21 protein-coding genes are annotated in these 22,976 nt (G+C 45.5%); 11 read left to right on the forward strand and 10 right to left on the reverse strand.

Annotated elements, in window-relative coordinates:
* Window positions 1-3 precede the first annotated feature (3 nt).
* The 3 genes from GT360_RS21475 to kdgR form a co-directional block, all read right to left on the reverse strand.
* Entirely contained in the window at window positions 4-720 is a 717-nt protein-coding gene (locus GT360_RS21475; RefSeq protein ID WP_164651036.1) for an exonuclease domain-containing protein, read from the reverse strand.
* A gap of 2 nt (window positions 721-722) precedes the next feature.
* Window positions 723-2,591, reverse strand: a complete 1,869-nt coding sequence (locus GT360_RS21480) for a DUF294 nucleotidyltransferase-like domain-containing protein (RefSeq protein ID WP_164651037.1) — start codon at window positions 2,589-2,591, stop codon at window positions 723-725.
* Between the two features lie 88 nt (window positions 2,592-2,679).
* Window positions 2,680-3,465: a DNA-binding transcriptional regulator KdgR gene (gene kdgR, locus GT360_RS21485; RefSeq protein ID WP_164651039.1), complete on the reverse strand. Its 786-nt coding sequence runs from the start codon at window positions 3,463-3,465 to the stop codon at window positions 2,680-2,682.
* 257 nt (window positions 3,466-3,722) lie between these two features.
* On the opposite strand from kdgR, the gene kduD (GT360_RS21490) reads away from it, so the two are divergent.
* The 8 genes from kduD (GT360_RS21490) (at window position 3,723) to kduD (GT360_RS21525) (ending at window position 12,585) form a co-directional block, all read left to right on the forward strand.
* Window positions 3,723-4,484 carry a 2-dehydro-3-deoxy-D-gluconate 5-dehydrogenase KduD gene (gene kduD, locus GT360_RS21490; protein WP_164651041.1) on the forward strand — a complete coding sequence of 254 codons (762 nt, stop codon included), beginning with the start codon at window positions 3,723-3,725 and terminating at the stop codon, window positions 4,482-4,484.
* Between the two features lie 30 nt (window positions 4,485-4,514).
* Window positions 4,515-5,078, forward strand: a complete 564-nt coding sequence (locus GT360_RS21495; protein ID WP_164651044.1) for a YgjV family protein — start codon at window positions 4,515-4,517, stop codon at window positions 5,076-5,078.
* The gene (locus GT360_RS21500; protein ID WP_164651046.1) at window positions 5,048-5,368 is read left to right on the forward strand and encodes a cupin domain-containing protein; all 321 of its coding nucleotides are present in this window, start codon (window positions 5,048-5,050) and stop codon (window positions 5,366-5,368) included. Before GT360_RS21495 ends, GT360_RS21500 begins: the two co-directional genes overlap by 31 nt.
* A gap of 50 nt (window positions 5,369-5,418) precedes the next feature.
* A complete protein-coding gene (locus GT360_RS21505; RefSeq protein ID WP_164651048.1) occupies window positions 5,419-6,054 on the forward strand; it encodes an RpiB/LacA/LacB family sugar-phosphate isomerase in 636 nt (211 codons plus the stop codon).
* 303 nt (window positions 6,055-6,357) lie between these two features.
* Window positions 6,358-8,124: a sodium:solute symporter family protein gene (locus tag GT360_RS21510; protein ID WP_164651050.1), complete on the forward strand. Its 1,767-nt coding sequence runs from the start codon at window positions 6,358-6,360 to the stop codon at window positions 8,122-8,124.
* 111 nt (window positions 8,125-8,235) lie between these two features.
* On the forward strand, window positions 8,236-9,657 hold the full coding sequence (gene uxaC, locus GT360_RS21515; RefSeq protein WP_164651052.1) for a glucuronate isomerase: 1,422 nt from the start codon (window positions 8,236-8,238) through the stop codon (window positions 9,655-9,657).
* A gap of 18 nt (window positions 9,658-9,675) precedes the next feature.
* Complete coding sequence (locus GT360_RS21520; RefSeq protein ID WP_164651053.1) at window positions 9,676-11,676, forward strand: heparinase II/III domain-containing protein; 2,001 nt, start codon at window positions 9,676-9,678, stop codon at window positions 11,674-11,676.
* A gap of 147 nt (window positions 11,677-11,823) precedes the next feature.
* Window positions 11,824-12,585: a 2-dehydro-3-deoxy-D-gluconate 5-dehydrogenase KduD gene (gene kduD, locus GT360_RS21525; RefSeq protein ID WP_164651054.1), complete on the forward strand. Its 762-nt coding sequence runs from the start codon at window positions 11,824-11,826 to the stop codon at window positions 12,583-12,585.
* Window positions 12,586-12,655: 70 nt separating this feature from the next.
* Here kduD (GT360_RS21525) and GT360_RS21530 read toward each other — a convergent pair whose 3' ends face one another.
* The 3 genes from GT360_RS21530 to GT360_RS21540 form a co-directional block, all read right to left on the reverse strand.
* Entirely contained in the window at window positions 12,656-14,782 is a 2,127-nt protein-coding gene (locus GT360_RS21530) for a methyl-accepting chemotaxis protein (RefSeq protein ID WP_164651056.1), read from the reverse strand.
* 226 nt (window positions 14,783-15,008) lie between these two features.
* A complete protein-coding gene (locus GT360_RS21535) occupies window positions 15,009-15,491 on the reverse strand; it encodes a GNAT family N-acetyltransferase (protein ID WP_164651058.1) in 483 nt (160 codons plus the stop codon).
* On the reverse strand, window positions 15,488-16,498 hold the full coding sequence (locus GT360_RS21540) for a Gfo/Idh/MocA family protein (RefSeq protein WP_164651060.1): 1,011 nt from the start codon (window positions 16,496-16,498) through the stop codon (window positions 15,488-15,490). Before GT360_RS21540 ends, GT360_RS21535 begins: the two co-directional genes overlap by 4 nt.
* A gap of 307 nt (window positions 16,499-16,805) precedes the next feature.
* On the opposite strand from GT360_RS21540, the gene GT360_RS21545 reads away from it, so the two are divergent.
* Window positions 16,806-18,422 carry a methyl-accepting chemotaxis protein gene (locus tag GT360_RS21545; RefSeq protein ID WP_164651063.1) on the forward strand — a complete coding sequence of 539 codons (1,617 nt, stop codon included), beginning with the start codon at window positions 16,806-16,808 and terminating at the stop codon, window positions 18,420-18,422.
* Window positions 18,423-18,492: 70 nt separating this feature from the next.
* Here GT360_RS21545 and GT360_RS21550 read toward each other — a convergent pair whose 3' ends face one another.
* Window positions 18,493-18,927, reverse strand: coding sequence for a hypothetical protein (locus GT360_RS21550; protein WP_164651065.1), 435 nt, complete (start codon window positions 18,925-18,927; stop codon window positions 18,493-18,495).
* A gap of 302 nt (window positions 18,928-19,229) precedes the next feature.
* On the opposite strand from GT360_RS21550, the gene GT360_RS21555 reads away from it, so the two are divergent.
* The gene (locus tag GT360_RS21555; protein ID WP_239502665.1) at window positions 19,230-19,475 is read left to right on the forward strand and encodes a DUF6868 family protein; all 246 of its coding nucleotides are present in this window, start codon (window positions 19,230-19,232) and stop codon (window positions 19,473-19,475) included.
* Window positions 19,476-19,542: 67 nt separating this feature from the next.
* Here GT360_RS21555 and GT360_RS21560 read toward each other — a convergent pair whose 3' ends face one another.
* On the reverse strand, window positions 19,543-20,394 hold the full coding sequence (locus GT360_RS21560) for an enoyl-CoA hydratase/isomerase family protein (RefSeq protein WP_164651066.1): 852 nt from the start codon (window positions 20,392-20,394) through the stop codon (window positions 19,543-19,545).
* Window positions 20,395-20,555: 161 nt separating this feature from the next.
* Here GT360_RS21560 and GT360_RS21565 point away from each other — a divergent pair, with 161 nt between their 5' ends.
* The gene (locus GT360_RS21565) at window positions 20,556-21,467 is read left to right on the forward strand and encodes a LysR family transcriptional regulator (protein ID WP_164651069.1); all 912 of its coding nucleotides are present in this window, start codon (window positions 20,556-20,558) and stop codon (window positions 21,465-21,467) included.
* A gap of 39 nt (window positions 21,468-21,506) precedes the next feature.
* Here GT360_RS21565 and GT360_RS21570 read toward each other — a convergent pair whose 3' ends face one another.
* Window positions 21,507-22,397, reverse strand: coding sequence for a DMT family transporter (locus GT360_RS21570; protein WP_239502666.1), 891 nt, complete (start codon window positions 22,395-22,397; stop codon window positions 21,507-21,509).
* A 90-nt stretch (window positions 22,398-22,487) separates the two neighbouring features.
* Complete coding sequence (locus tag GT360_RS21575; RefSeq protein WP_164651070.1) at window positions 22,488-22,844, reverse strand: YibL family ribosome-associated protein; 357 nt, start codon at window positions 22,842-22,844, stop codon at window positions 22,488-22,490.
* Between the last annotated feature and the right edge of the window lie 132 nt (window positions 22,845-22,976).

Raw genomic sequence — 22,976 nt, forward strand, 5'->3', positions numbered from 1 at the left:
GCTTTATGGTGACGCTAAAGTCAGATCAGATAAAACAGTATTCGACTTTAGTTTTAGCTTAGCCAACTGCACCAGAAAGAGCTCTGCACAAGCGAGGGCATCGCTTGCTGCGGAGTGGGCGTAATAGTCCGGCAAGTTATAGTGATGACGTAGGTCATTCAATTGATAGCTCAAATGGGTTTTTGATTGCCCTGCATAGCTGTATTTCTTCTCTAGGTACAAGGTATCAATGAAGTGGCAAGGTAGCTTTTCCAGACCATGAGTATGTTGGGTCAATGCGTTTAGAAAGTTGCGCTCTATACATGCGCTGTGAGCAATAACAACCTTTCCACGGATATGGTTGAGAAGTTCATCCAGAGCGACTTTCGGGTCTGTCGCGTCTTTTAGTTGATTTGGTACGATCTCATTGATTTCTGCACTCTCTCTTTTTACATAGTTTCCATGCTCAAGGTATATTTCGTGGCTACTGGATAGGTTGATTTCATGACAATTGAGCTGAACTAAACCTATCGAAAGGATTTTGTCATGATTGGCGTCGAGTCCTGTCATCTCAAAATCTAGAGCGACAAACTCTAGTTTATTGATTGCGTCTGAGAGCAGCGGTAGTGGGCTATTTAGATATTCTTCTAGCGCCAAGCTGTAGTGAGCTTTTGGCACTATCGTTTTTCGTAGTGCTTCCTGACAATGCTGAGTAGGCTTACCGAACCAACGCTTAAACATAATTAACTACCCTTTACAAAACGAAGCTTAGCGACATCTTGTAGCTCGCTGATGATTTTAAAAGCTTCTTTGAGGTGCTTGCGCTCAAAGCTGCTGAACTGCTCCGGTGCAATGTGGTTGTCCGGTGTTTTGCCATTCAATATTGCGTTGAGTTGATGACGAAAACGCACATGGGTAATGAAGCGAAACGCACCAATGATGTTGTCACATGAATCTTGAGACATCGTGCCGTGCTCTGCCGCATAGCGAAAACGCTCTTCAGTTCCTGTTAAAGACCCTCCAGCGGCAAGACTGTAAATGCGTGCAAGATCGATGATGAGGTTGAGAGCGTATTTTTTAATGTTGAGTGTATTACTGTTCTCTCCTCCCTTCTCTAAAACCAGACTATTGAAGATGCCCAATGGCGGCTGAGTTTCAACGGCATCTCGCGTGAGGGCAGGAATAAACCGAGGGTTTTTCTGGATACATTGATGCATGTGGTTTTGTACCGCTTCAATTAAGTCTGCGTTGCCATGAACTGCTCGCACTTCCAAAAACACGCTGACACTGAGAAGCTTGTTGTATTCTGGGCTCAGGACCCACTTGTGGTAATACTCTTTCCAGCGAGAGACGGGTTGACACCATTTGCGATTTGCCGCCATGTATTTTCCATCGCACAGTGGGTACCCACAAGCTGCAAGTCCGTTGCAAACACGCATAGAAAGATAATTAAAGTAGTGAACATCTTCTTCCGAAGCCTCATCTGACAAAACAATGGCACTGTCTTGGTCTGAGAGCATATGTACTTCATTACGAGCGTGTGAGCCGGCCACTAGCCAAGCGTAATCACAAGGTGGGGGGCCAAGCAGTTTTTCTGTAAGTTGAATAATACGTCGAGTGAAGGCATCCATGATCATCGACATCACTTGTCCTTGCAGCTCTGCACTAATCCCGCTCTCTACTAATGCTTGGAAGATAGTCTGTTTCTCTTCTTTGAGCGCAGCAAGTGCGTTGATGGAGTCCGCGTATTTTATCTTTTCAATCAAAAACAGGGATTGGGTTTTATGGTTATGAACTAAGTGTGTTGTTGTTAAGAGTCCCGAGACTTTGCCCTCTTTGACAACGGGAAGACAACGGACATTGTATTGCAACATCAGAGAGATCGCTTGGATAACCTTATCTTCACTATTCACCAAGATTGGTTTTTTGTTCATGACAGAGGAGATAGCCTCATCCGTTGACACATCCTCAGCGACAACGCTTCGAGTCATATCTCGATCAGTGACCATACCGACAATGTTGTCGTATCTCATCACAACGGCGCATGAGCTTCTTTGCTCATTGCACATTATTTTGGCGACAGATTTGATGGACTCGTTGTGGTCGACAATCGCGATGTTTTTACTGGCGACTTCACTGATTTGTCGAAAAAACAGCCCTTTATCCTCTTTGCGAACGGCATGTTTTATCGCAGTGGTTAAGCGAGTGGTGGCTTGAGAGGCGAAATAGTCTGCAAACTCAGGGTGCTGTTGGCAAATTCGAGTTAACTCATGGTGAGGAACTAAATAGAGGAGAGAGTCTTCAATAGCTTGAGCCTCATATCCATCTTCTGCTTTTTCCAGCGGGTCGAGAAACGTAAAGCCAAACTGATCATCAACCCCCAGACGGGCTCGTAATGAACCATCCTGGCTTCGCTGCTCAATAGCGCCGGTTCTCACAATATAAAGATAGCGCTTGGTACACAAAGCACTGAATGTGATCACCTCGTCTTGAGCGAGATATTTTACGACCACTGAATTTGAAAGGGCTTCAACCAAAGGTATTGGCAGTTTGTCAAAAGGATCAAGACGAGTTAAAAAGTCGCGAATGTTAGGGGTGATAGAAGAACCCATGAAAACTCCAAAATAAAACGACGTTTCACAAATTAATTTGCTGGAAAAAAAAGCAGCACATCATGCCGCTTTATAAAAAGTGTTATCTCTATTTTACAGGGTAGTTTTTATACCCCAACTGCTCAGAGATGTTGCGTCCAGCATTGTGTAAAAGATCGATGTAGTAAGACATGCGTTTTTCATCAAAGCGAACGGTTGGGAAAGAGATAGACACGCCGGCGATAACGGTTCCAAAGCGATCATATACAGGAGCTGCTAGGCAGCGCAGACCTGGCTCTTGTTCTTGGTTGTCTTCACCATAGTGTTGTTCTCTCACAATCTTGAGTTCAGCCATAAGCTGCTCAGCATTTTCATGAGTTCGGTCGGTACTTTTTACAAACTCGATACGAGATAATGTTTCGCGAACAAACTCTTCATCGCGCTCAGCCAGAAGAACCTTACCGATAGCTGTAGTATAAAGTGGGTTGCGACGACCAACACGCGAATGCATGCGTAGGTTGTAGTTTGAGTCGATTTTGTGGATATAGATGATAGCGTCGTCATCAAGTGCACCCAGATGCGTTGCTTCATTCGTCAACTCAGCAATCTTTTTCATCTCTTTATCTGCAAGCTCAATAATGTCGACATACTCAAGAGACTTTGCACCTAATTCAAACAGTTTGAGAGTGAGGGAGTACTTATCAGCTTCACCTTCTTGAGCAACGTACCCTAATGTCTTCATTGTTTGAAGAAAGCGATAGGTTGTCGCTTTAGACATCATTAGGCGCTGAGACAGTTCAGATACACCAATTTCCTTTTGTTCACCAAGAGCTTGAAGAATATTAAAGACTTTAAGTACGGATGAGACCGCCTCTGGCTGTGTTGATTTTTCCATTCTGATACCACTTATCAATTTCGCGTTGTGAGCATTATACCTATGCGCTAGTACGCTTCCACATTTTTTAAAAAAGGTTTTCAAAAATTTGAAACCAACCTGCCTCTTGTCATACAAAAGGACGATCTGGATCGACTTTTTTGAAAAGGGCGAATAAAAATAATTGAAATGCAGTTTTAAAAATTGATATTCTCTGTTTCGCACGATGGGTGGCCATCAAATTAAAACACTAAATATCGGCTTTTTGAGGAACGAACATGATTCTTGATTCATTTAATCTAGAAGGTAAAGTTGCAATCGTTACAGGTTGCGATACGGGTCTTGGTCAAGGTATGGCGCTAGGTCTAGCAAACGCAGGTTGTGATATTGTTGGCGTGAACATCGTAGAGCCAACAGAAACCATTGAAAAAATGAAAGAGACAGGACGTAAGTTTGTCGATATTCGTGCGAACCTGATGAAACTCGATGATATTCCATCAATCGTTGATCGTGCGGTTACTGAGCTTGGTCGTATCGATGTACTTGTGAATAATGCCGGTATCATCCGTCGCAATGACGCGATTGATTTCTCTGAGCAAGACTGGGATGACGTAATGAACATCAACGTTAAATCAGTGTTCTTCATGTCTCAAGCGGTCGCTAAACAGATGATTGCTCAAGGCGAAGGCGGCAAGATCATCAATATCGCGTCTATGCTTTCTTTCCAAGGTGGTATCCGCGTACCTTCTTACACGGCTTCAAAGAGCGGTGTCATGGGTGTGACTCGTCTGATGGCGAATGAGTGGGCAAGCCACGGTATTAACGTCAATGCCATTGCACCAGGCTACATGGCTACCAACAACACAGCAGCATTGCGAGCAGATGAACAGCGCAACAAAGAGATTCTAGATCGTATCCCAGCAGCACGCTGGGGCACGCCAGAAGATCTGGCTGGTCCGTGTGTATTCCTAGCATCAAGCGCTTCAAACTACATCAATGGCTACACGGTGGCAGTTGATGGTGGTTGGTTGTCACGCTAATTCGCAAAAAGAATTCAGTACGAGGTGGTTATGGAGAATGTGTTTATCGCGCAGGTTCTGGGCTTTGTTAGTCTCGCCTTAGGTGTGACGACTTTTTATCAAAAAGACGATCGCAAACTAAAGATCCTGATGATGGTATTTCACATCAACCACCTTGTTCACTATTTCCTTTTAGGCTCACTAGTGTCAGTGGCAAGCTCAGCATTATCGGTGCTGAGGACGGCGACATCAATCTATGTCTCTTCACTGGCCGTTGCCTTCGGATTTATCGCTATCAGTGCCGTGGGTGGACTGTATTTAATCGAGTCCTTCCACGACATTTGGCCCTTATTGGGTACCGCGATAGGCACCTATAGTGTGTTCTGTCTCAAAGGTATCAAAATGAGATTGGGCTTTTTGGTTGGCGCATGTTGCTGGTTGATCAATAATATTATTGTAGGATCTATTGGTGGGACTCTACTTGAGATGACGTTAATCAGCGTTAACTTGACCACCACGTTCCGATTGATTGCTGATCAACGACAAGCGCGAGCGACAATCGATCAACAAGAGAATAATGAACCATGTTTGTATACAACAAAGACATCACACTAGAAGACTTGGGTGAGGGTATTTCACGTAAAGTTCTGGCGCACAATGACAACATGATGGCGGTTGAGGTGCACTTTGAATCAGGCGCAGTTGGCGCACTGCATAGTCACCCTCATGAACAGCTAACCTATGTGCTGTCAGGTAAGTTTGAATTCACAATTGGTGATGAAACGAAAGTCGTCGAAGCGGGCGACACTATGTATAAAGAGCCAAATATTGAACATGGTTGTGTCTGCTTAGAGGCGGGCGTACTGATCGACAACTTTACGCCAATGCGTAAAGACTTTGTTTAAAAAATAGATTTATAGAATTAACTAACTGCAGGAAACTGCTGGAGTCTCAAATGAAAATTGCACTAACTATGGAAAACAGCCAAGCGCCAAAGAACGCAATGGTTGCAGCTGAACTTAACAACGTTGCTGGCGGCCTGGGCCACGAAGTTTTCAACGTTGGTATGACTGATGAGAATGATCATCACCTAACTTATATCCACCTAGGTATTCAAGCGAGCATCCTACTGAATTCGAAAGCTGTAGATTTCATCGTGACTGGTTGTGGTACTGGTCAAGGTGCAATGATGGCAAGCAACCTACACCCTGGCGTTGTATGTGGTTACTGCCTAGAGCCATCTGATGCTTTCCTATTCAATCAAATCAACAATGGAAATGCGCTATCTCTTGCGTTTGCGAAAGGCTTTGGTTGGGCAGGTGAACTCAACGTTCGCTACATCTTTGAAAAAGCATTCACTGGCGCTCGTGGTGAAGGTTACCCAATTGAACGCGCTGCACCTCAGCAAGCGAATGCCGCTATCCTAAACAATGTTAAAGCAGCGGTTTGTAAGGACGTGGTAGAGTCTCTGCGTGCTATTGACCAAGAGCTTGTTAAGCAAGCGGTTGGCAGTGCTCAATTCCAAGAGTGCTTCTTCTCTAACTGCCAAGTGCCAGAGATCGCTGAGTACGTTAAGTCACTGATCGATTAATCGATGACCTTCCAGCATTGTTAATGGCTTCAATGCTGTAAAAAACCTTCCCAAAAGGCTGGGATAAACGGTTTCGCACCTATCGTTTCGGTAGGTGCTTTTTTTGCGCCTAAATTCAGCTGACTGGGGCTGAAAAACCTTAGTGTTAACAAGCTCCAAAGTTCTAATAAAAATATCTAAAACAGCGTTTCACTGATCACATTTTACGTGTTGGTGGCTAGATTTCTTGTAATACAAAATTATTATTGAACCAGTGGTTTATAAAAACCTAATTATCATTTTAAATATGCCTGAGGTAACACAATGAACATAGATATACTCGTGGTTGGAGTTTACTTTGTTTTCATGATTGCGGTTGGATTGATATTCAAGCGTTTTGCAGGAAACTCGACGAGCGATTACTTTCGTGGCGGCGGTAAGATGCTTTGGTGGATGGTGGGTGCAACAGCGTTTATGACGCAGTTTAGTGCTTGGACGTTTACAGGTGCGGCAGGTAAAGCTTTTACTGATGGCTTCCCGATTATGGTGATCTTTGTTGCTAACGCATTTGGTTTCCTACTGTCTTGGCTGTTCTTCTCTTATCGCTTCCGTCAAATGCGTGTCGTAACACCTGTTGAGGGCGTGCGTCGTCGATTTGGTGCGACAAATGAGCAGGTTTTCACTTGGGCAACGATGCCAACCAGTATCGTCTACACCGGTATTTGGCTAAATGGCTTGGCGTTGTTTGTTAGCGCGGTATTCAAAATCGATATCGAGACAACGATTGTCGTGACTGGCCTGATTGTTCTATTCATCTCAGTTATCGGCGGCTCATGGGGAGTTGTTGCCTCAGACTTTGTTCAGATGGTCGTTATCATGGCGGTAACCGTTGTTTGTGCTGTTGCTGCGATTGTAAAAATTGGTGGCCCAAGCAACCTGATTGAACAGTTCCCAGCAGACTCAATTATGGGTCCGGATATGAACTACCCACTACTGTTCGTGGCTTGGTTCATCTTCATGTTCGTTAAGCAGCTACAAAATATCAACAACATGCAGGACTCTTACCGTTTCCTTACTGCAAAAGACTCAACAAATGCTCGTAAAGCAGCACTACTTGCTTTTGTTCTAATGTTGATTGGTCCGGCTATTTGGTTCGCTCCACCATGGGTTTCAGCAATTATCTATCCAGATGCACTGGTTGCTCACTCCGATGCACTCGGTGGTAAAGCTGCTGATGCGGTATACCTGGTCTTTGTTGAACGAGCAATGCCAGTGGGTATGGTTGGCCTACTGATGTCTGCAGTGTTTGCAGCGACGATGTCTTCAATGGACTCTGGTCTAAACCGTAATGCGGGTGTATTCGTTCGTAACTTCTACAGCCCGATCATCAATAAGAACGCTTCAGAGAAGAAGCTGATGCGAGTCAGTCAGTTGGTGACATCAGTATTTGGTGTGTTGATCATCATGGTTGCATTGTTCATCAACTCTCTTCGTGAGCTTAGCCTGTTTGATGCAATGATGTACGTAAGTACACTGCTGCAAATGCCAATTTTGGTGCCTCTATTCTTTGGTATGTTTATCAAGAAAACGCCTGATTGGGCAGCGTGGGCAACACTGGTTGTTGGTGTTGGCGTATCTTACTTGGTGAGCTTTGTTGTTACTCCTGATGTCATTGCGAACATGATTGGCATTGAGGGTGGTTTCACTAGCCGTGAAGCCTCTGACCTAATCGTAATGAACGGCATTATCGGTCATCTGGTGATTACTGGTGGTTTCTTCTGCCTAACGACAAAATTCTACAAAGAACCACAAGGTGAACGTGCAGAGGAGATCCAAGAGTTTTGGACAGACGTTGCAACGCCTGTGATTGAAGAAGAAGGTCAAGATGAGTTTGACCGTCAGCAACGCAACATGCTTGGTCGTCTGATCCTTGTCTTTGGTGCTCTGGTTATGGCTATGGTGCTTATTCCAAACCCATTCTGGGGACGTATGGCCTTTGTTTTCTGTGGTGGTGTTGTTCTCACTGTTGGTGCTCTTCTTCTTAAGAGTGCGCGAGTATCACAACCGCTACGAACTCAAACTCAAAGTTAATTCTATTTAATTACTCTTCAAGGTCACTCTGAATAGAGTGGCCTTGCTTCAAGTTAGAGTCTTTAGCCAGATGAACCCAACATCTACCTAAGCACTCTCGAGATACGAGCTATGGAACAAAAAAATTATATTCACGACAACGTCTTACTGAACTCAGGTTTAGCGCAGAAGCTGTATCATACTTATGCGGCAGAACTGCCGATCATCGATTTTCACAATCACCTCGACGCTAAAGACATTTGGCAAGACACTCAACACTCGAACCTCGCTGAGGCATGGTTGCACAGTGATCACTATGTATGGCGTGCAATGCGCAGTAACGGCATCAATGAACATTTTATTACGGGTAATGCACCAGATAACGATAAGTTCGCAAAGTGGTGTGAGGCAATGCCTTATTTATTAGGTAATCCCCTTTACCAGTGGTCTCATCTCGAGCTCAAACGCTTTTTTGATTGCGATCGACTACTCAACCCTGAGAACAGCAAAGAGATCTGGCAGCATTGTAATTCGCAGCTTCAGGAAGGAAAGAACAGCACGCGTCAGGTGCTAAAGAACTTAAAGGTACAAACACTGTGTACAACAAATTCGCCACTAAGTCATTTGCAGTACCACGCTGCGCTGGCTGAATCAGATTTTGATGTTCAAGTCCTACCGACTTTCCGCGCCGATGAACTGTTTGTTTTCGACAACACGATAGCACTCAATGAGCTAACGGAACGCCTGCAAACATTGACCTCGATTCCATCGAATACTTTCAAGAATTTTGTCGCAGCTATTGAAGCACGAATCGAAAACTTTCATCGACTTGGTTGTAGGCTATCTGATTTAGGTTTGACTACCGTCGATTTTGCCTCATGTGATGAGCAGCAAGCCGAGCGGTTATTTTATAACGCACTACAGGGCGAACCATTAACAGAACATGAACTGATTCAACTCAAGACGCGTTTGTTTGTTGAGCTAGGGCGCTGCTATCACAAGTATGGTTGGAGCATGCAAATTCATATCGGTGTTCTGGTCAATGTCAATGAACGCCGTAAACAAACCTTGGGAGGCGGCACGGGTTTCAGTGTTATCAATGATCGCCTGATTGCACAGAACTTAGCTCAACTATTAAGTGCCTTAGATAAACAAGAAGCCCTGCCAAATACGGTGCTATATAACTTAAATCCGAACCATAATGCCATCTTAAGCTGTATGGCAGGTGCGTTCCAAGATAGTGATGGCTCCGCGGGTAAAATCCAATTTGGCGCAGCTTGGTGGTTTAACGATCACAAGGATGGCATGGAAGCGCAATTGACCACGCTGAAAAACTTGGGTGCGTTGGGCCGTTTCGTCGGCATGCTGACAGACTCACGTAATGTCTTTTCATTCAGTCGCCATGAGTATTTCCGCCGAGTGCTGTGCAACTTGCTAGCCAAATGGGTGGAAGAGGGTGAGATTCCGCACGATGAGACCCTACTCAAGCAAACCATTGAGAACATCTGCTACAAAAATGCAGAGCGCTATTTCAACTTCAATCAAATCGCCTAATTAGGGGAGTTAATCAAGATGTTACAGTTTACAGCCCAAGAAATGGCGGCGATTAAACAAAAAGCAAGCCGCTCAACCATTGAAGCACTGATAAAGAATAATGAAGTTGTCCTAAACAACGACGTGCTGGTTCCTGTTGATGGGCGAGCGACGTGGAACCTTTATTACTTCTGCCCAGAGCACGGCGTGCGTTTGACTTGGGATAGAAACAAACCAGAATCTCATTGCTGCCCGGTTGATGGTAAAGAGTTTACTGGAGAGCCGTATGACGGTGCTTGGTGGCGCTGGTTGAATGGTCTTAATGCAAAAGCGTGTTATGACCTTGGTCTGCTGTGGCACTTGACGGATGAACCTGTTTATCTCGAAAAAGTTCGTGAGATCCTGTTAGCTTACGCCACTTACTACCCTGATTATGAAGTGCATGGCGGCATTCCTTACAATGGCCCGGGTAAAGCCAATGCTCAGACGCTGTGTGAGGCCAATTGCCATATCGATCTCGCTCGTGGCTACGATTTCATCAAATCAGCACTCACACCAAAAGAGCAAGAAAAAATCGAGGTGCGTCTGTTGCGTGAAGGGGCAGATTTCCTAATTGAACATCGTACCGACCAGCTGCATAACCATGAAATGAAGATCAATGCGACTATCGGTGTGATCGGTTTGATTTTGGATGAGCAGCAGTATTTAGATTTTGCCCTAAACACAGATTACGGTATTCACTACCAACTTAACCATGGTGCAATCGGTGATGGCATGTGGTTTGAGGGTTCAATTCATTACCACTACTACGCACTGCAAGCGTTACAAAATTTCGAAAAAATGGCGTGTAACACGCCATACTCAGTGGCATCGAATCCTAATTATCTGAAGATGATGAAGTACCCGCTACAGCTGGTACTTAACACAGGAGATTTCCCACGCTTGAATGACTGCATTGCGGGACAAGAGAAGCTGACTCATGCACATCTGTTCGAGTTCGCCTACAAGCAGCATCCTTGTGATGAGTTTGCAAGCGCGCTAGCAAGCATTTATCAGAATATCAGTCGAGACAATATCGATGCGCTGCTTTATGGTGTCGATGAGTTGCCTCATGCACAGCCACTTAAATGCCAGTCAACCCATTGCCCAGAAGTGGGTATCACGATTGAGCTCGACAAGGCTCGCAATAATGCCATGCTGCTTAAACACGCCCCATATGGTGGTGAGCACGATCATTATGATCGCCTAGGGCTTATTTTAACTCGTGGTGGCCAAGAGATCCTGCCTGATTTGGGTACGACAGGCTACGGTGCCGAGCTGCATTACGGCTACTACAAGAATACCGCGACACATAATACCTTGGTTGTGAACCAGCAAAACCAATCACCGATCGATCCAACGTTGTTGAGTTATCAACAAGGAGACAGTTTTACCTTGGTGGATACACTCGCTGATTGGACGCAACCTGAAGCATCGGTCGATAGCCACACCATTGTTCAGTGGGATTCTGCTGCTTACAAAGAGGTTACGTTCCGTCGAACTATGTTGTGGCTTGGCGATTTAGCACTTGAGCTTAATGTGATTGGTAACCCTCACCAACAGCAGTTGGATTTGACTTATCATGTCCGTGGCAAGCATAAAGATCATGAATGGCGTGTTGCCATTGATAATCCTCTTAAAGGTGCTTTAGCTCGCATGAAAGAGACACACTTAGTTGATGCTCAGCGTAGTTTTACACAAGGCTATAAGATTGAAGGGCAAGCGGACTATCACCAGCATGTGATCACTGATGGTGATGTGGATGTGTTGACTGGGTATGCGCCAGATAATCCAGCAACCTCAGACTTGGCTTATACCTTGATTCGTTCAAAACAGTCTGAGCTAAAGACGGTCGTACTTCATGATTTGTCTGAGTTGCAAAGTGCAGAGCTTAAAGCCGTGAGTTGGGATGACTGCAACGTATGGTTTACGATTGAGAGCCATGGTGAAGCACAACGCTGGCGCTATTGTTTCTCGACCTGTGAAGTGACGTTATTGTAGCGATCGAAATTGGATTGAATATGTTACAAAAAAGCTAGCAATGCTGGCTTTTTTGTAACTATTGCTGAGCGTTAAGATTTGTCATACAAAATTAATTCTGCCAACATAGTAGCAGTTTTCACTGTGCGTTAATTTCGGAAGATAAAGATGATTCTTGATGCGTTCAATCTGCAAGGAAAAGTAGCCATTGTTACGGGATGTAATACTGGCCTAGGCCAAGGAATGGCAGTAGGTCTTGCCCAAGCTGGTTGTGATATTGTTGGTGTAAACCGATCTGAACCGACAGAAACACAAGTATTAGTTGAGCAATCTGGACAACGTTTTTTCAATGTGAAAGCCGATCTGAGTGATAGCCATTGCGTGAATGAGGTGGTGAAGCAAGCGCTAGAGCAGGCGGGTCGTATCGACATTCTCGTTAACAATGCCGGTATCATTCGTCGTAATGAGGCGCTTGAGTTCACTGAGCAGGATTGGGATGATGTGATGGATACCAATGCGAAGTCGGTTTTCTTTTTATCACAAGCCGTTGCGAAACAGTTTATTGCTCAGGGAGACGGCGGTAAAATTATTAATATCGCTTCAATGTTGTCTTATCAAGGTGGTATTCGTGTCTCTTCTTACACCGCATCGAAAAGCGGCTTGCTAGGACTGACGCGTTTGATGGCCAATGAGTGGGCTCAATATGGAATCAATGTCAATGGTATTGCGCCTGGTTACATGGCCACCAATAACACGCAGGCTTTGCGTGAAGATGAGCAACGAAATAGAGAGATTGTTGGCCGCATTCCCGCAGGTCGTTGGGGGACACCAGAGGATTTAGCGGGCAGCTGTGTCTTCTTAGCCTCAGCAGCGTCCAATTATATGCATGGTCATACGATAGCCGTTGATGGCGGTTGGTTAGCGCGCTAATCCCGCTTTACACAAAAATAGCCTGTATATCACAGGCTATTTTTGTGAGTGGAACTCAGTTAACACAAGCCTAAGCGCTGTGTTTGCTGACCTCAAATCGTCCTACTAATTGCTCGAGTCTTTCGAGCGCATTACTCATCAAAGTCACTCGGCGTTCCAGCTGTTGGGTCGAGCCTTGCAGATCTTGCACCGAACGCTGGGCTTTATCCGCGGTTTCACCATTTTGAGCACTGTTTTGATCGAGTTTAGAAATCGTGTGGAAGAGATCAGAGACGGCGGCGTGCATCTGCTCGCTGCGTTCACCTGAATTCACCATTAGGTTACCGTTACTCACGTTTTCTACCCCTTGCTCCATAGAAATAACCGCTTGGCGTGATTTAGCGTTAAGCTCCTTCATGATACTGCCAATGTGGTTGGCTGCTTCAGAGGTTCGGTCGGCGAGAGTGCGCACTTCCGAAGCCACCACCGAAAATCCTCGACCATGCTCACCCGCTCGAGCGGCTTCGATTGCTGCATTGAGCGCGAGCAGGTTGGTTTGAGCTGTGATGTCAGTGATGATGTCGATAATGCCAGAGACTTTATCCATATCGCTGTTGACTTGATTAACGCTGCTGGCAGACTCTTCCACGATACTACGAACCGTTTCCATCCCCCTTGCCGCTTGCTCATACTCTTGTTCTGCGCTCTCAACCGCCTCTTTCATCACGACATCCATTTGGGTGGCAGAGACGTTTGCATTGGTGATTTCGTCTTGTTGATACTGGCTTAGCTCCACCATGTTGTTCAGAGAAGCGGAGGCTTCCTCACTCGCACTGCGCATCGCTTGGCTGCGACGGAACATTGACTCTGATACCTGCTTAACCTCATTACTGGCATGAACGAGCTCGCTGATAATACCGTCGAGATTATCGATAAAACTATTGGTCCAACGCCCTAAGTTTCCTAGTTCATCGCTGCTAAAGGTGGTTGGGTCTAGTCTCTGTCGTAAGTTACCGTCACCCTCGGCAAGTGTTTGTATCACCATTGTCATTTGATGCACTTTGTTAGCGAGAGGTTTTGCGGAGAATGTGCGGAACAACCCAAAACTAAGCAACATGCAAGCGAACATTATCGCTCCTTGCGCAGCCAAGCCTAGCCCTAACCAGTGAGTCAAAAGGAGTGGCAAAAAGAGCGTCATGACCATGCTAGTGAGGAAGTGCGTGGATAGTTTAAAGCTAAGGCTTCGGTCGCGATAAACCTCCTCAAGGTCTGATTCACACATCATACCAAAAGTATCTGGTGAGCCATCAAGCTGGAACGTTAGGCCTTTGCCGATCACGGGAATATGGCGGTAGTCTGAATATCCTGGATATTCAACAAATAAGTTACTGCCATTTTTGATGGTCTCTCTAACGCCAGGATGAAGCTCGTTGGTTGCCGGATCAGTAAAGCGAATTTCAAACTCAGTGTGACGTTGAATACGCACGCTTCCCCAATCAGTGCTCACTCCTTGCTTTAAGTTCTCTCCGTGAGAGAAGGTATTATCTTCAAATCGTGAACGAGAAAGGGCGATACCAGGTTGAATTGAAGGGTCATGAATGGAGTTCACCATAAACAGATAGTTGTCACCAGACTCGCTATAAATATGACCAGCCTCGCGTTGAATAAGATCACCAATCACGTCATTGGGGATTCGGCCAATGAGACAGCCACTATTGCCCTCTTTATTGGTGAAGGGCACATAGAACATGAGTGTCACTTCGTCGTGAAAAGAAGAGCTCGAAGGCCCAATATTTAAACTGCGCTTGTCGACAAATGGCCCGTGTAAGTAACGCTCGCTCAGACCGCTCTTAAACGCTTTATCGTCAATCACACGCTGCCCAATGTGAGGCGAATAAGAGGAATGTGTGGTGATGCCATCGCTATCAACAACCAGTAGTTCAGAAAAATCCTGACCGCGTTTGAGTAACTGATCGAGGGTCATATTGGTTTGCTGGTTGTCACGACTCGCCACATACAGCGCCGCATCCTCAAGAAAGTGCCATTGGTTGCTGACCCAAGTTTTCAGTAGCTGTACTCGAGTATGGGCAATGCTATCAAAGGTCTGTTCTAGTTCTTTAGTGCGACTCCGATTGAGAAAGCAAGCCTTGCGCATCGCCAGCTTTCCGGTACTACCAAACCACTTTAGCCAATGTCTCTCCTGATGGCTCAAATTCATAAGATCATTCCCTTTACTCTATATTTAGCAGTAACTTAGCAAGATGCACGCCATGTGAAATGGGTACAAAAATGGAGTGAGGAGGTAGGAATATAAAAAAGACTCACCATAATGGTGCGGTCAGTTGGTGGTTTTGGTGCAACGCACTGAGTTGGCCCATCGGGGAGTGATGAACTTAGGCACTAGATAGGATGCAGTGGTGCACAGGCCGCACTACATCCATGAATCAGAACCTACTACTACTCAAATCCTGATAGAGAATATGCTGAGGTCCAACAGGCCCGCCGTAATAGAGCTCTCCAGAGTCGATAAAGCCTCCCTTTATGTAGCAGTGTTTGGCAGCTTCATTTTTACAATTCACGGTAAGATAAATCGTGTTGAATTTAGGGTAGTGTTTCTTGATATATGCCGGCAGGGCGTTAACGGCTCGTTGGCCGATACCCTGACCTTGAAATGCGGGATCGATCACAAAGGTTTTCAGCCCTAGCGATCGCACAGGGACAAAGTCATTCTGCTCAGCAAAGTAGCGGTCGAGTTTGAAAAAACCCACCACGTCATTCGCAATTTTAATCACATGATGATCAATACCGATGGTTTTATCGGCGAGAAAAGCGATAGGTGAGGTGGAAAATTGAGTCTGCTCCGTGGTTAAAGATATCTCTAATATCTTTTGGTGGTATTTGGGCTTGAGACTATCTAACTCAATCATACGCAGAACTCTTCAAGAAAAGGGTATTTCACCCCAGCTTGAGCAAGAATGGCATCCATCACCGCCATGTTTCTGATGGTGAACTCTGGGGAGACATTGTCACTGCTCAACTTCCCCTCACGCAGACAACGATTTACCTCTAATACTTGATACTCAAAGCCATTGCTCAGGTATGGGAAGGAGAACCACTGCTCAGTGCCATCTTGATTAAATAGCTGCACACTGTTGGCTTCCCAGAAATTGCTTTCCGCAACAATAGAGCCTTTCGAACCAACGATTTTGAACTCATTAGGCAGGGGTTCAAGGAATGAGCAAGTAAATTCACTGACAACATCACCAAAGCTTAACGTCACGTTGCTGCGCTCATCGACGCCCGTTTCTCCGACAAGCACATCGGAAACAATCGTGTCTGGTGCTGTGCCCATAACAAAGTCAGACATCGCAATGTTATACACACCGGTGTCGAGTAGTGCGCCGCCAGCAAGGTCTAAGTTAAAGAGGCGGTCGTCATTGTTTCGCTCTGCTTTAAAGCCGAATGTGGAGTGCATGGACACCACATCGCCAATCGCACCTTCTGCAAGCCACTGCTTGATTTGTTGCCAAGCAGGCAAAAAGCGTGACCACAGAGCTTCCATTAAGAACACTTGGTTCTTATTTGCCAGCTCGAACAGTGCTTGGCTCTGGGCGCTAGTTACGGTGAGAGGCTTTTCGCAAAGTACCGCTTTACCTGACTCTAATGCTTGTTTGGCTAAATCAAAGTGAAAGCGATGCGGCGTTGCGATGTAGATCGCATCAACATTTTTGTCCGCGAGAATGGCTTGATAATCTGAGTATCGCTTGTTTATAGAAAACTGATCAGCAAACTCGTGCAGTCTATTTTCATTTCGGCTTGCAACCGCATAAAGCTCGCCATCTTCAACAGCAGAAAACGCATCGGCAAAACGATGAGCAATGCGCCCGGGACCGATGATTCCCCAGCGAATATTTGGGCTAGATTGAACTGACATGACAACTCTCTATTTATTCGGCATCACGAAATGCCATTTCATTTATATTAGTCATACCTTACCGCGTTCACTTGGAGCGAAAACAGGTGTTATGTCTGAAGTTGCAAAGCTGGACTGTGTGAACGCTCACAAAAGCTACTTTTTTATACGGAAACGTTTTCATAGTTAAGGCAAGAGTTCCGTAAGTCGTTACACCTAGTTACATATTGAGCTGGTCAATATCAGTAAAGTTAGCGGTTGGCACTACTAATGAAATACATTGCAATACAAAATGTACGGGTTTGAGTCGAACAATAAGAGAATAAGAATGAAATTAAAAAACGTCTCCATAAAGCACAAGTTGCTATTTATGGTTTTGGCTGCTGCCACCCTTATTATCGGAATGAGTATTTTTAATCTGTTCATACAAAAAGAACAGCAGTTGCAAGAGCGGATGGAGAAGCTGGAGCACCAAATAGAAACCGCAGTGTCTTTGGTTAACTTTTACAAAGGCAGAAGTGATCTGTCGGTTGAAGAGGCGAAACAGCAAGCTTTAGACAGTTTGGCGGCACTGCGCTATGAAGATAACAACTATTATTGGATTACCGACACCCGTAATACGCTGGTGATGCATCCACTGCGCCCAACCTCTGTTGGTAATAATATGACTAACGTTCGCGATGGTGCGGGTCATTACCACTGGCAAGAGATGTCGCAAATTGCTCGCACAACGGGCAAAGGTGGTTTGGACTATACATGGTTATCACCGCAAGGTGAGCTGCACGATAAAATCTCATATGTGAGCTATATTCGTGAGTGGGATTGGATTATTGGGTCAGGTTTATTTGTCTCCGATATCGAACAGGCCTTCGTTCGAAATATTCAGATTCAAATTGCTTTATCTGTCACTATGGTGGGCTTGCTGTTTGCCGCGAGCACAGTGATTGGCAACAGCATTGTTAAACCGATTGAAGAGCTGCTTGGTATGCTCAAGCGTATTGCAGGCGGTGATCTTACCCAGTCAATCAGACTCAAACGCCAAGATGAGATAGGCGAGTTGGCGAAGGGGTTAGATGACATGCAAGCGACAATGAAAGAGACGTTGAGTTTGTCACTGCAGACAGCAGAGAAAGCCAGCGCCTTGTCTGAGACGATTGCTTCAACGAGTGAAGAGACCTCCACCAGTATTCGTTCTCAAAACCTACAGCTAGAACAGCTTTCAACTGCAATGACTGAAATGTCGAGCACAATCAAAGACGTAGCAAGTAATGCGGAGCACACGTCAGAAAGAACCAATCAAGTGTCAGAACAAGCGGTTGCAGGCAGCGAAAGCATGAACTCAACACTGGGCGCTGTGAATCAAATCGCGTCTTCGATTGAAGGCACTTCAGCATTGATGGCAGACCTGAAAAAGGGTGTCGACAACATTGGTGCGGTGGTTCAGGTCATACAAGAAGTATCAGAGCAAACGAACCTGTTAGCACTTAATGCTGCCATTGAGGCTGCAAGGGCTGGTGAACAAGGCCGTGGTTTTGCCGTGGTTGCTGACGAGGTGAGAAACCTAGCCAGTCGTACGCAAACATCGACCAACGAAGTGCAAACTACGATCAATGCGTTGTATGAAAATGCCGATAAAGTACTTACTGTAATGGAAGGCAACAATCAAAATATCGATGCAACTGCACAGGTAGCAAACGAGACGAAATCGACGCTCGATTCAATGTTAGGTGAAATGAATCATGCCAGCAGCATGGTGGCGCAAATTGCCGCGGCAGCTGAGCAACAGGGTGGTGTTGCGAATGAGATGAGTGAGAATGTCTCAACGATTCATTTATCAGCGGCAGAAATCAGTCAAGCAACCCACAGTCTGGCAGAACAGACGCAAGAGATGGTGAGTATTGCTGAGGCGCTTAGAGTACAGCTGTCTCACTTTAAAATTAGCTAGTTATGTAAGAGAGCGATATGAATAAGGAGTCTTCGAGACTCCTTTTTTGTGTGTGCATCAATAGCGTGTGTTACTGAATAAATGAGATAAAGTAGTTGAGCGCGATCATGTCACTGTTGAAATCAATTGTCGCACCTTGCCCAAGGTTGTGATAAACCAAGTTTGAAGCGAACATCAGTGAGACAACCCAGCTATCGTCACTGTATTTGTAGTCAAGTACACCTGCGCCGATACCAATGCTAGCATTGCCGTGTTCAAACGGCTGAACTGGAATACTGAAACCCGCAGAGGCGGTATGGTAGTTCTTGAAGTCGGATGCGGCTTTTGTGTATAGCTTACCCGGTTGGTTGTACATGATACTGCCGTGTAGGCGCATATCATCTTCCCATTGCTGATCAATCTCTTTTTCACCGAAGTGGAAGCCCACGCCCACGCCGATTTGTTGATTTGCCACTGCGCTAAATGAGAGACCCATTAGCAGGATTAATTGAACGATGTACTTCATGTCTGCAGAAAAAATTGTATAAAAAAGTGGCGCAATCTTAATACAAACAGGGGGCAATAATAAGTGTAAAACCCATCAGTCCGGCTTATGTATGTGGTGTGAGTTTTTTGTAATTAAGCTTCTGATATTTATGGTTATTATTTGTTGAATGACGTTTCAGAGTTGCTTTGTGTTTATATTTAGAAACACTTTAGTTGAGCTCTTTGTCATTAAATGACCTTGCGATGATGTTGTTGATCTTAGTTAAGGTCCCTATGACTGACCGTGATAGGGTAGTTGGAAGTATTTCTTAGGAGAGCGATATGTTGGAAATTAACGTGCTAACTGAGTTTTTAGGCTGGTGTACAGTGCTGAATTTGGGTCTGTTAGCGCTATCGAGTGTCTTGATGTCAATGTTGCGGCCGCAAATCGCCTCTTTTCATAGCCGAGTTTCTGCACTTAGTGAGAAGGAGCTAAATGTCGCCTACTTTCGCTATTTGAGTCACTATAAGATAGTGACCTTAGTGTTTAATGTGGTTCCTTATTTAGCCTTGAAGATCATGAGCTAGAATGCTGTACATAGAGTAAAAACCGCAGTGATGACTGCGGTTTGTTGTTTTGGGGCAAAATAATCATTTACTCATCGTTGACGTTTTGAATGTCGATGACCAGTTTTTCCCAATTATGTTGATTGTTTAGGTCGAACTGTGCCCCTTGCTCATCAGCCCAAGTAAAACGTGTAATGGCAGATGTTTGGCTGGTGGCTTGGTATAACCAGTAGGCTTCGGCTTTTAGTGCCTCTTCGATCGGCTTATCAATGGACTCATACACCGTCTGTTTACAGGCATTAATTGATTCTGCTGGGAACTGAGCGATGCGGCGTGCAAGGTTCTCTACATATTCTCCGATTTCATCTGGCTCTAATGCTTTGTTGATGGTGCCATAGGCTTCGGCTTCATCAGCGTCAAAGTCACGAGCACTTAGGATGATCTCCAAAGCGCGGCCAAGACCAGCTTGACGAGCCATTCGCGAAGCACCGCCGCCGCAAGGCAAGATGCCCATTGCCACTTCCATCTGCATGAATTTGTATTTTCCTCGCGCTGCAAAGCGCATATCACAGGCAAGGGCAAACTCGTGACCACCACCTCGGGCATAACCTTCGAGTTTTGCAATTGTCGCTTGAGGCAGTTTACTGATACGTTCTAACACCGCTTGAAGGTCTAGCAGCTTCGCTTCGTCGCGTGAAACCGCTTGTTTTGACATATCTCGCAGCAGGTTAGTGTCGTAGTGACAGACCCAGATGTCAGGGTTGGCAGATTGGAAAACAACGACTTTTACCGTTCTATCACGCTCTAATCTCAACGCTAGGCTACTTAAATCAGCCAGCATCTCTTGCCCTTGTACATTGACCGGAGGGAAGTCAAATGTAACCCAAGCAATGCCGTTATCGATGTCTACTTTGAATGTGGTGAAGTTTTTGTATTCCATGGCCTTGACCCTTGTTGTTGTGTGCCACATAAACTTAGGTTGTGAGCATGAATTCTTGTATGGGCTATATTGGAAAAGAGAATTCGCATTATCGATATAATCTTGGCGTACTTTTTCTCGTACGAATCTGGTTGCTATAATCGTGTAAAGAGACAATGTAAATGGATATTGAGAGTCTAAAGCTGTTCGTGAAAGTCGCAGAGACGCTCAATATTAGTGCTGCCGGTAGAGCACTAGGGTTAGCCCCAGCAATGGCTAGCGCGCGTATCGCAAAACTAGAAAGTTATTTGGGGGCTGACCTCTTCCACCGCTCTACTCGACGTGTTGCCCTATCAACTGAAGGGGAGTATTTTCTTCCTCATGCAATCAGTATCTTAGCTCAACATGACACAGTGATGGATGTCATTGGCGCGGAAAGTCAGCAACTGGCCGGCACCATTCGTTTCGCCTCTTCCAGTACATTTGCCCAGCTATATGTAGTGCCTTTGCTACCCGCTTTTTTCGAGCGCTACCCTAATATCAATTTTGATATGCGATTGGGAGACCGACCGATCAACATTATTGAAGATGGCATTGATTTAGCACTAAGGAGTTCTACCGTCGATGATTCAGGGCTTCGGGCAAGAAAGCTGGCTACCGACAAAAGAATACTTTGCGCGTCCCCAGATTATCTTTCTCGTCATGGACATATCTCTGTACCCGCGGATTTAGAGCACCACCATATCATCAGTTTTAAAGAACGAAAGCCGAGAATAATGCGCTCCTCACACTCGGCCCAGGAGAGTGTCTTCCCACCCACCGAGTGCAGTGCCAGGCTGATATGCGATGACGGGACGAGCATGCGCCTTGCGACATTGAACGGTGTGGGTGTATCGATGAACTCTTTCTGGAGTGTGGCTGCTGAGCTTAAGCAAGGAAGATTGGTGCAGGTATTGTCAGACTATGAAGTAGACGAAGAAACGAACATCTGGTTGGTATACCCAAAAGCCAATGCTTTGAGTGGCAAAGTGAGAGTGTTTATCGACTTCTTGGTGGAGAAGATAGGTGATCCCCCTGTTTGGGAGCGAGACTAGTGCCTGTTGGCTCAACCAGGCAGGCACTATTTAATTTGCCTACTTAATGAGTTTGAGCTGACGTCCAAATACGTTGATTAACGCACCCGTGACAATTAAACCGCCCCCCATGTAAGTCCAGATAGATGGAATCTCATTAAATACCCATACTCCGATAAGGGCAGAGAAGACAATTTGGATGTAAGAGTACGCGGAGGCTTGTCCGGCCGCTTGAGTTTGCATCGCTTTGGTGAGGCCGTATTGCCCGATTTGGGTGAAAATTCCAATCAACACCAAGATAAACGTGAGATAAAGGCTTGGCATAACAAAGTCATTCCAAGTCAGCATGATGGAGGTGGGTAAAGCAACCAGTGGGAAGTAGAAGATAATCACTGAGCTGTCTTCGGTGCGGCTAAGCTTGCGAACAATAATGTAAGCAATGGAGCTACCCATCGCGCCCAACAGGGCGATCATCACGCTAAACAATGGCAAGTCTTCGGCCTGGTTGCCAGCCATGTTGGGTTGCACGATAACGAATAAGCCAAGAATACAGAGGCCAATACAGATGAGCGTTGGCAATTGAATACGCTCTTTGAGGAACAGCAAACCGAGTAGAGCAGTAGACACTGGATGAACGTATTGCAAAATAGTGGCTTCGGCGAGAGGCAAAGTGGTGACTGAGTAGTACACACACATCAGTGCCATCGTGCCGACGGTGCCCCGTGCAAGTAGTAGCTTACGGTTGTTACCCCAAATCGAGATGCGCTTACGCTTGACATCTAGGTAGCTCAAAATGAGTGAAACTAGGGCTCTTGCCGCCACGATTTCAAACACAGGAATGCCATAGGTGCTGACATATTTAACGCAGGCAGACATCAGGGCAAAGCCTAGTGCCGAGAGCAGCATGTAGCGAACGCCCGTGGGGAGCAGGGCAATTGGGTTTAAGGTCATTACGAACTCTGGTTTTTATAGGAACAGATGTTAAAAGGACAGGCAAAATGCCTGTCCTGAAACTCGATCAATTTGCAATGAAATTGAACATTAGAACTTCTTAGGCGCGAATCCTGTCATCACTTCCAGACGTAGCTCTTTACCAAGTTTTGTCATTGGGTGTACAACTACTAGACCGCGCACTGACTTTTTCAGTTTACCCATGTCTGCCTGCTCTGCTTTGGTGATTTCACGCTTGAACGGCATATCGAGCAGACTCTTGCGCTCTTTGTTCATATCGTAGCTCATCTTGTGTTTTAGGGAGCTTGCTTTCTTAGTCAGTTTATCCAAGTCATCGGTAAATTTTGTAATCATTTCCTGATCACCGCGAGACTTTGCCGCGTCAAGTTTACGCTGACAAGTGTTAATGCGGTTGTTGAGGTTCTGTAGCTCTTGTTTAATTTTCATCTGTATCGTCTCGGTGAATCAGAAAAGGGAGGCGAGTCTAGCACAAGCACTCGCGTTGTTCTAATTGTAGACGCGTTAATAAATGAGCGTAGGGCTCAATATGACAGAACCCTACACAAATGGATTAAAGGA

Source organism: Vibrio astriarenae (assembly GCF_010587385.1).
Lineage (GTDB): Bacteria > Pseudomonadota > Gammaproteobacteria > Enterobacterales > Vibrionaceae > Vibrio > Vibrio astriarenae.

Coding starts and splice junctions, on each gene's coding strand:
- GT360_RS21475 (WP_164651036.1), bottom strand. CDS start 720: ATGTTTAAGCGTTGGTTCGGTAAGCCTACTCAGCATTGTCAGGAAGCA.
- GT360_RS21480 (WP_164651037.1), bottom strand. CDS start 2,591: ATGGGTTCTTCTATCACCCCTAACATTCGCGACTTTTTAACTCGTCTT.
- kdgR (WP_164651039.1), bottom strand. CDS start 3,465: ATGGAAAAATCAACACAGCCAGAGGCGGTCTCATCCGTACTTAAAGTC.
- kduD (WP_164651041.1), top strand. CDS start 3,723: ATGATTCTTGATTCATTTAATCTAGAAGGTAAAGTTGCAATCGTTACA.
- GT360_RS21495 (WP_164651044.1), top strand. CDS start 4,515: ATGGAGAATGTGTTTATCGCGCAGGTTCTGGGCTTTGTTAGTCTCGCC.
- GT360_RS21500 (WP_164651046.1), top strand. CDS start 5,048: ATGTTTGTATACAACAAAGACATCACACTAGAAGACTTGGGTGAGGGT.
- GT360_RS21505 (WP_164651048.1), top strand. CDS start 5,419: ATGAAAATTGCACTAACTATGGAAAACAGCCAAGCGCCAAAGAACGCA.
- GT360_RS21510 (WP_164651050.1), top strand. CDS start 6,358: ATGAACATAGATATACTCGTGGTTGGAGTTTACTTTGTTTTCATGATT.
- uxaC (WP_164651052.1), top strand. CDS start 8,236: ATGGAACAAAAAAATTATATTCACGACAACGTCTTACTGAACTCAGGT.
- GT360_RS21520 (WP_164651053.1), top strand. CDS start 9,676: ATGTTACAGTTTACAGCCCAAGAAATGGCGGCGATTAAACAAAAAGCA.
- kduD (WP_164651054.1), top strand. CDS start 11,824: ATGATTCTTGATGCGTTCAATCTGCAAGGAAAAGTAGCCATTGTTACG.
- GT360_RS21530 (WP_164651056.1), bottom strand. CDS start 14,782: ATGAATTTGAGCCATCAGGAGAGACATTGGCTAAAGTGGTTTGGTAGT.
- GT360_RS21535 (WP_164651058.1), bottom strand. CDS start 15,491: ATGATTGAGTTAGATAGTCTCAAGCCCAAATACCACCAAAAGATATTA.
- GT360_RS21540 (WP_164651060.1), bottom strand. CDS start 16,498: ATGTCAGTTCAATCTAGCCCAAATATTCGCTGGGGAATCATCGGTCCC.
- GT360_RS21545 (WP_164651063.1), top strand. CDS start 16,806: ATGAAATTAAAAAACGTCTCCATAAAGCACAAGTTGCTATTTATGGTT.
- GT360_RS21550 (WP_164651065.1), bottom strand. CDS start 18,927: ATGAAGTACATCGTTCAATTAATCCTGCTAATGGGTCTCTCATTTAGC.
- GT360_RS21555 (WP_239502665.1), top strand. CDS start 19,230: ATGTTGGAAATTAACGTGCTAACTGAGTTTTTAGGCTGGTGTACAGTG.
- GT360_RS21560 (WP_164651066.1), bottom strand. CDS start 20,394: ATGGAATACAAAAACTTCACCACATTCAAAGTAGACATCGATAACGGC.
- GT360_RS21565 (WP_164651069.1), top strand. CDS start 20,556: ATGGATATTGAGAGTCTAAAGCTGTTCGTGAAAGTCGCAGAGACGCTC.
- GT360_RS21570 (WP_239502666.1), bottom strand. CDS start 22,397: ATGACCTTAAACCCAATTGCCCTGCTCCCCACGGGCGTTCGCTACATG.
- GT360_RS21575 (WP_164651070.1), bottom strand. CDS start 22,844: ATGAAAATTAAACAAGAGCTACAGAACCTCAACAACCGCATTAACACT.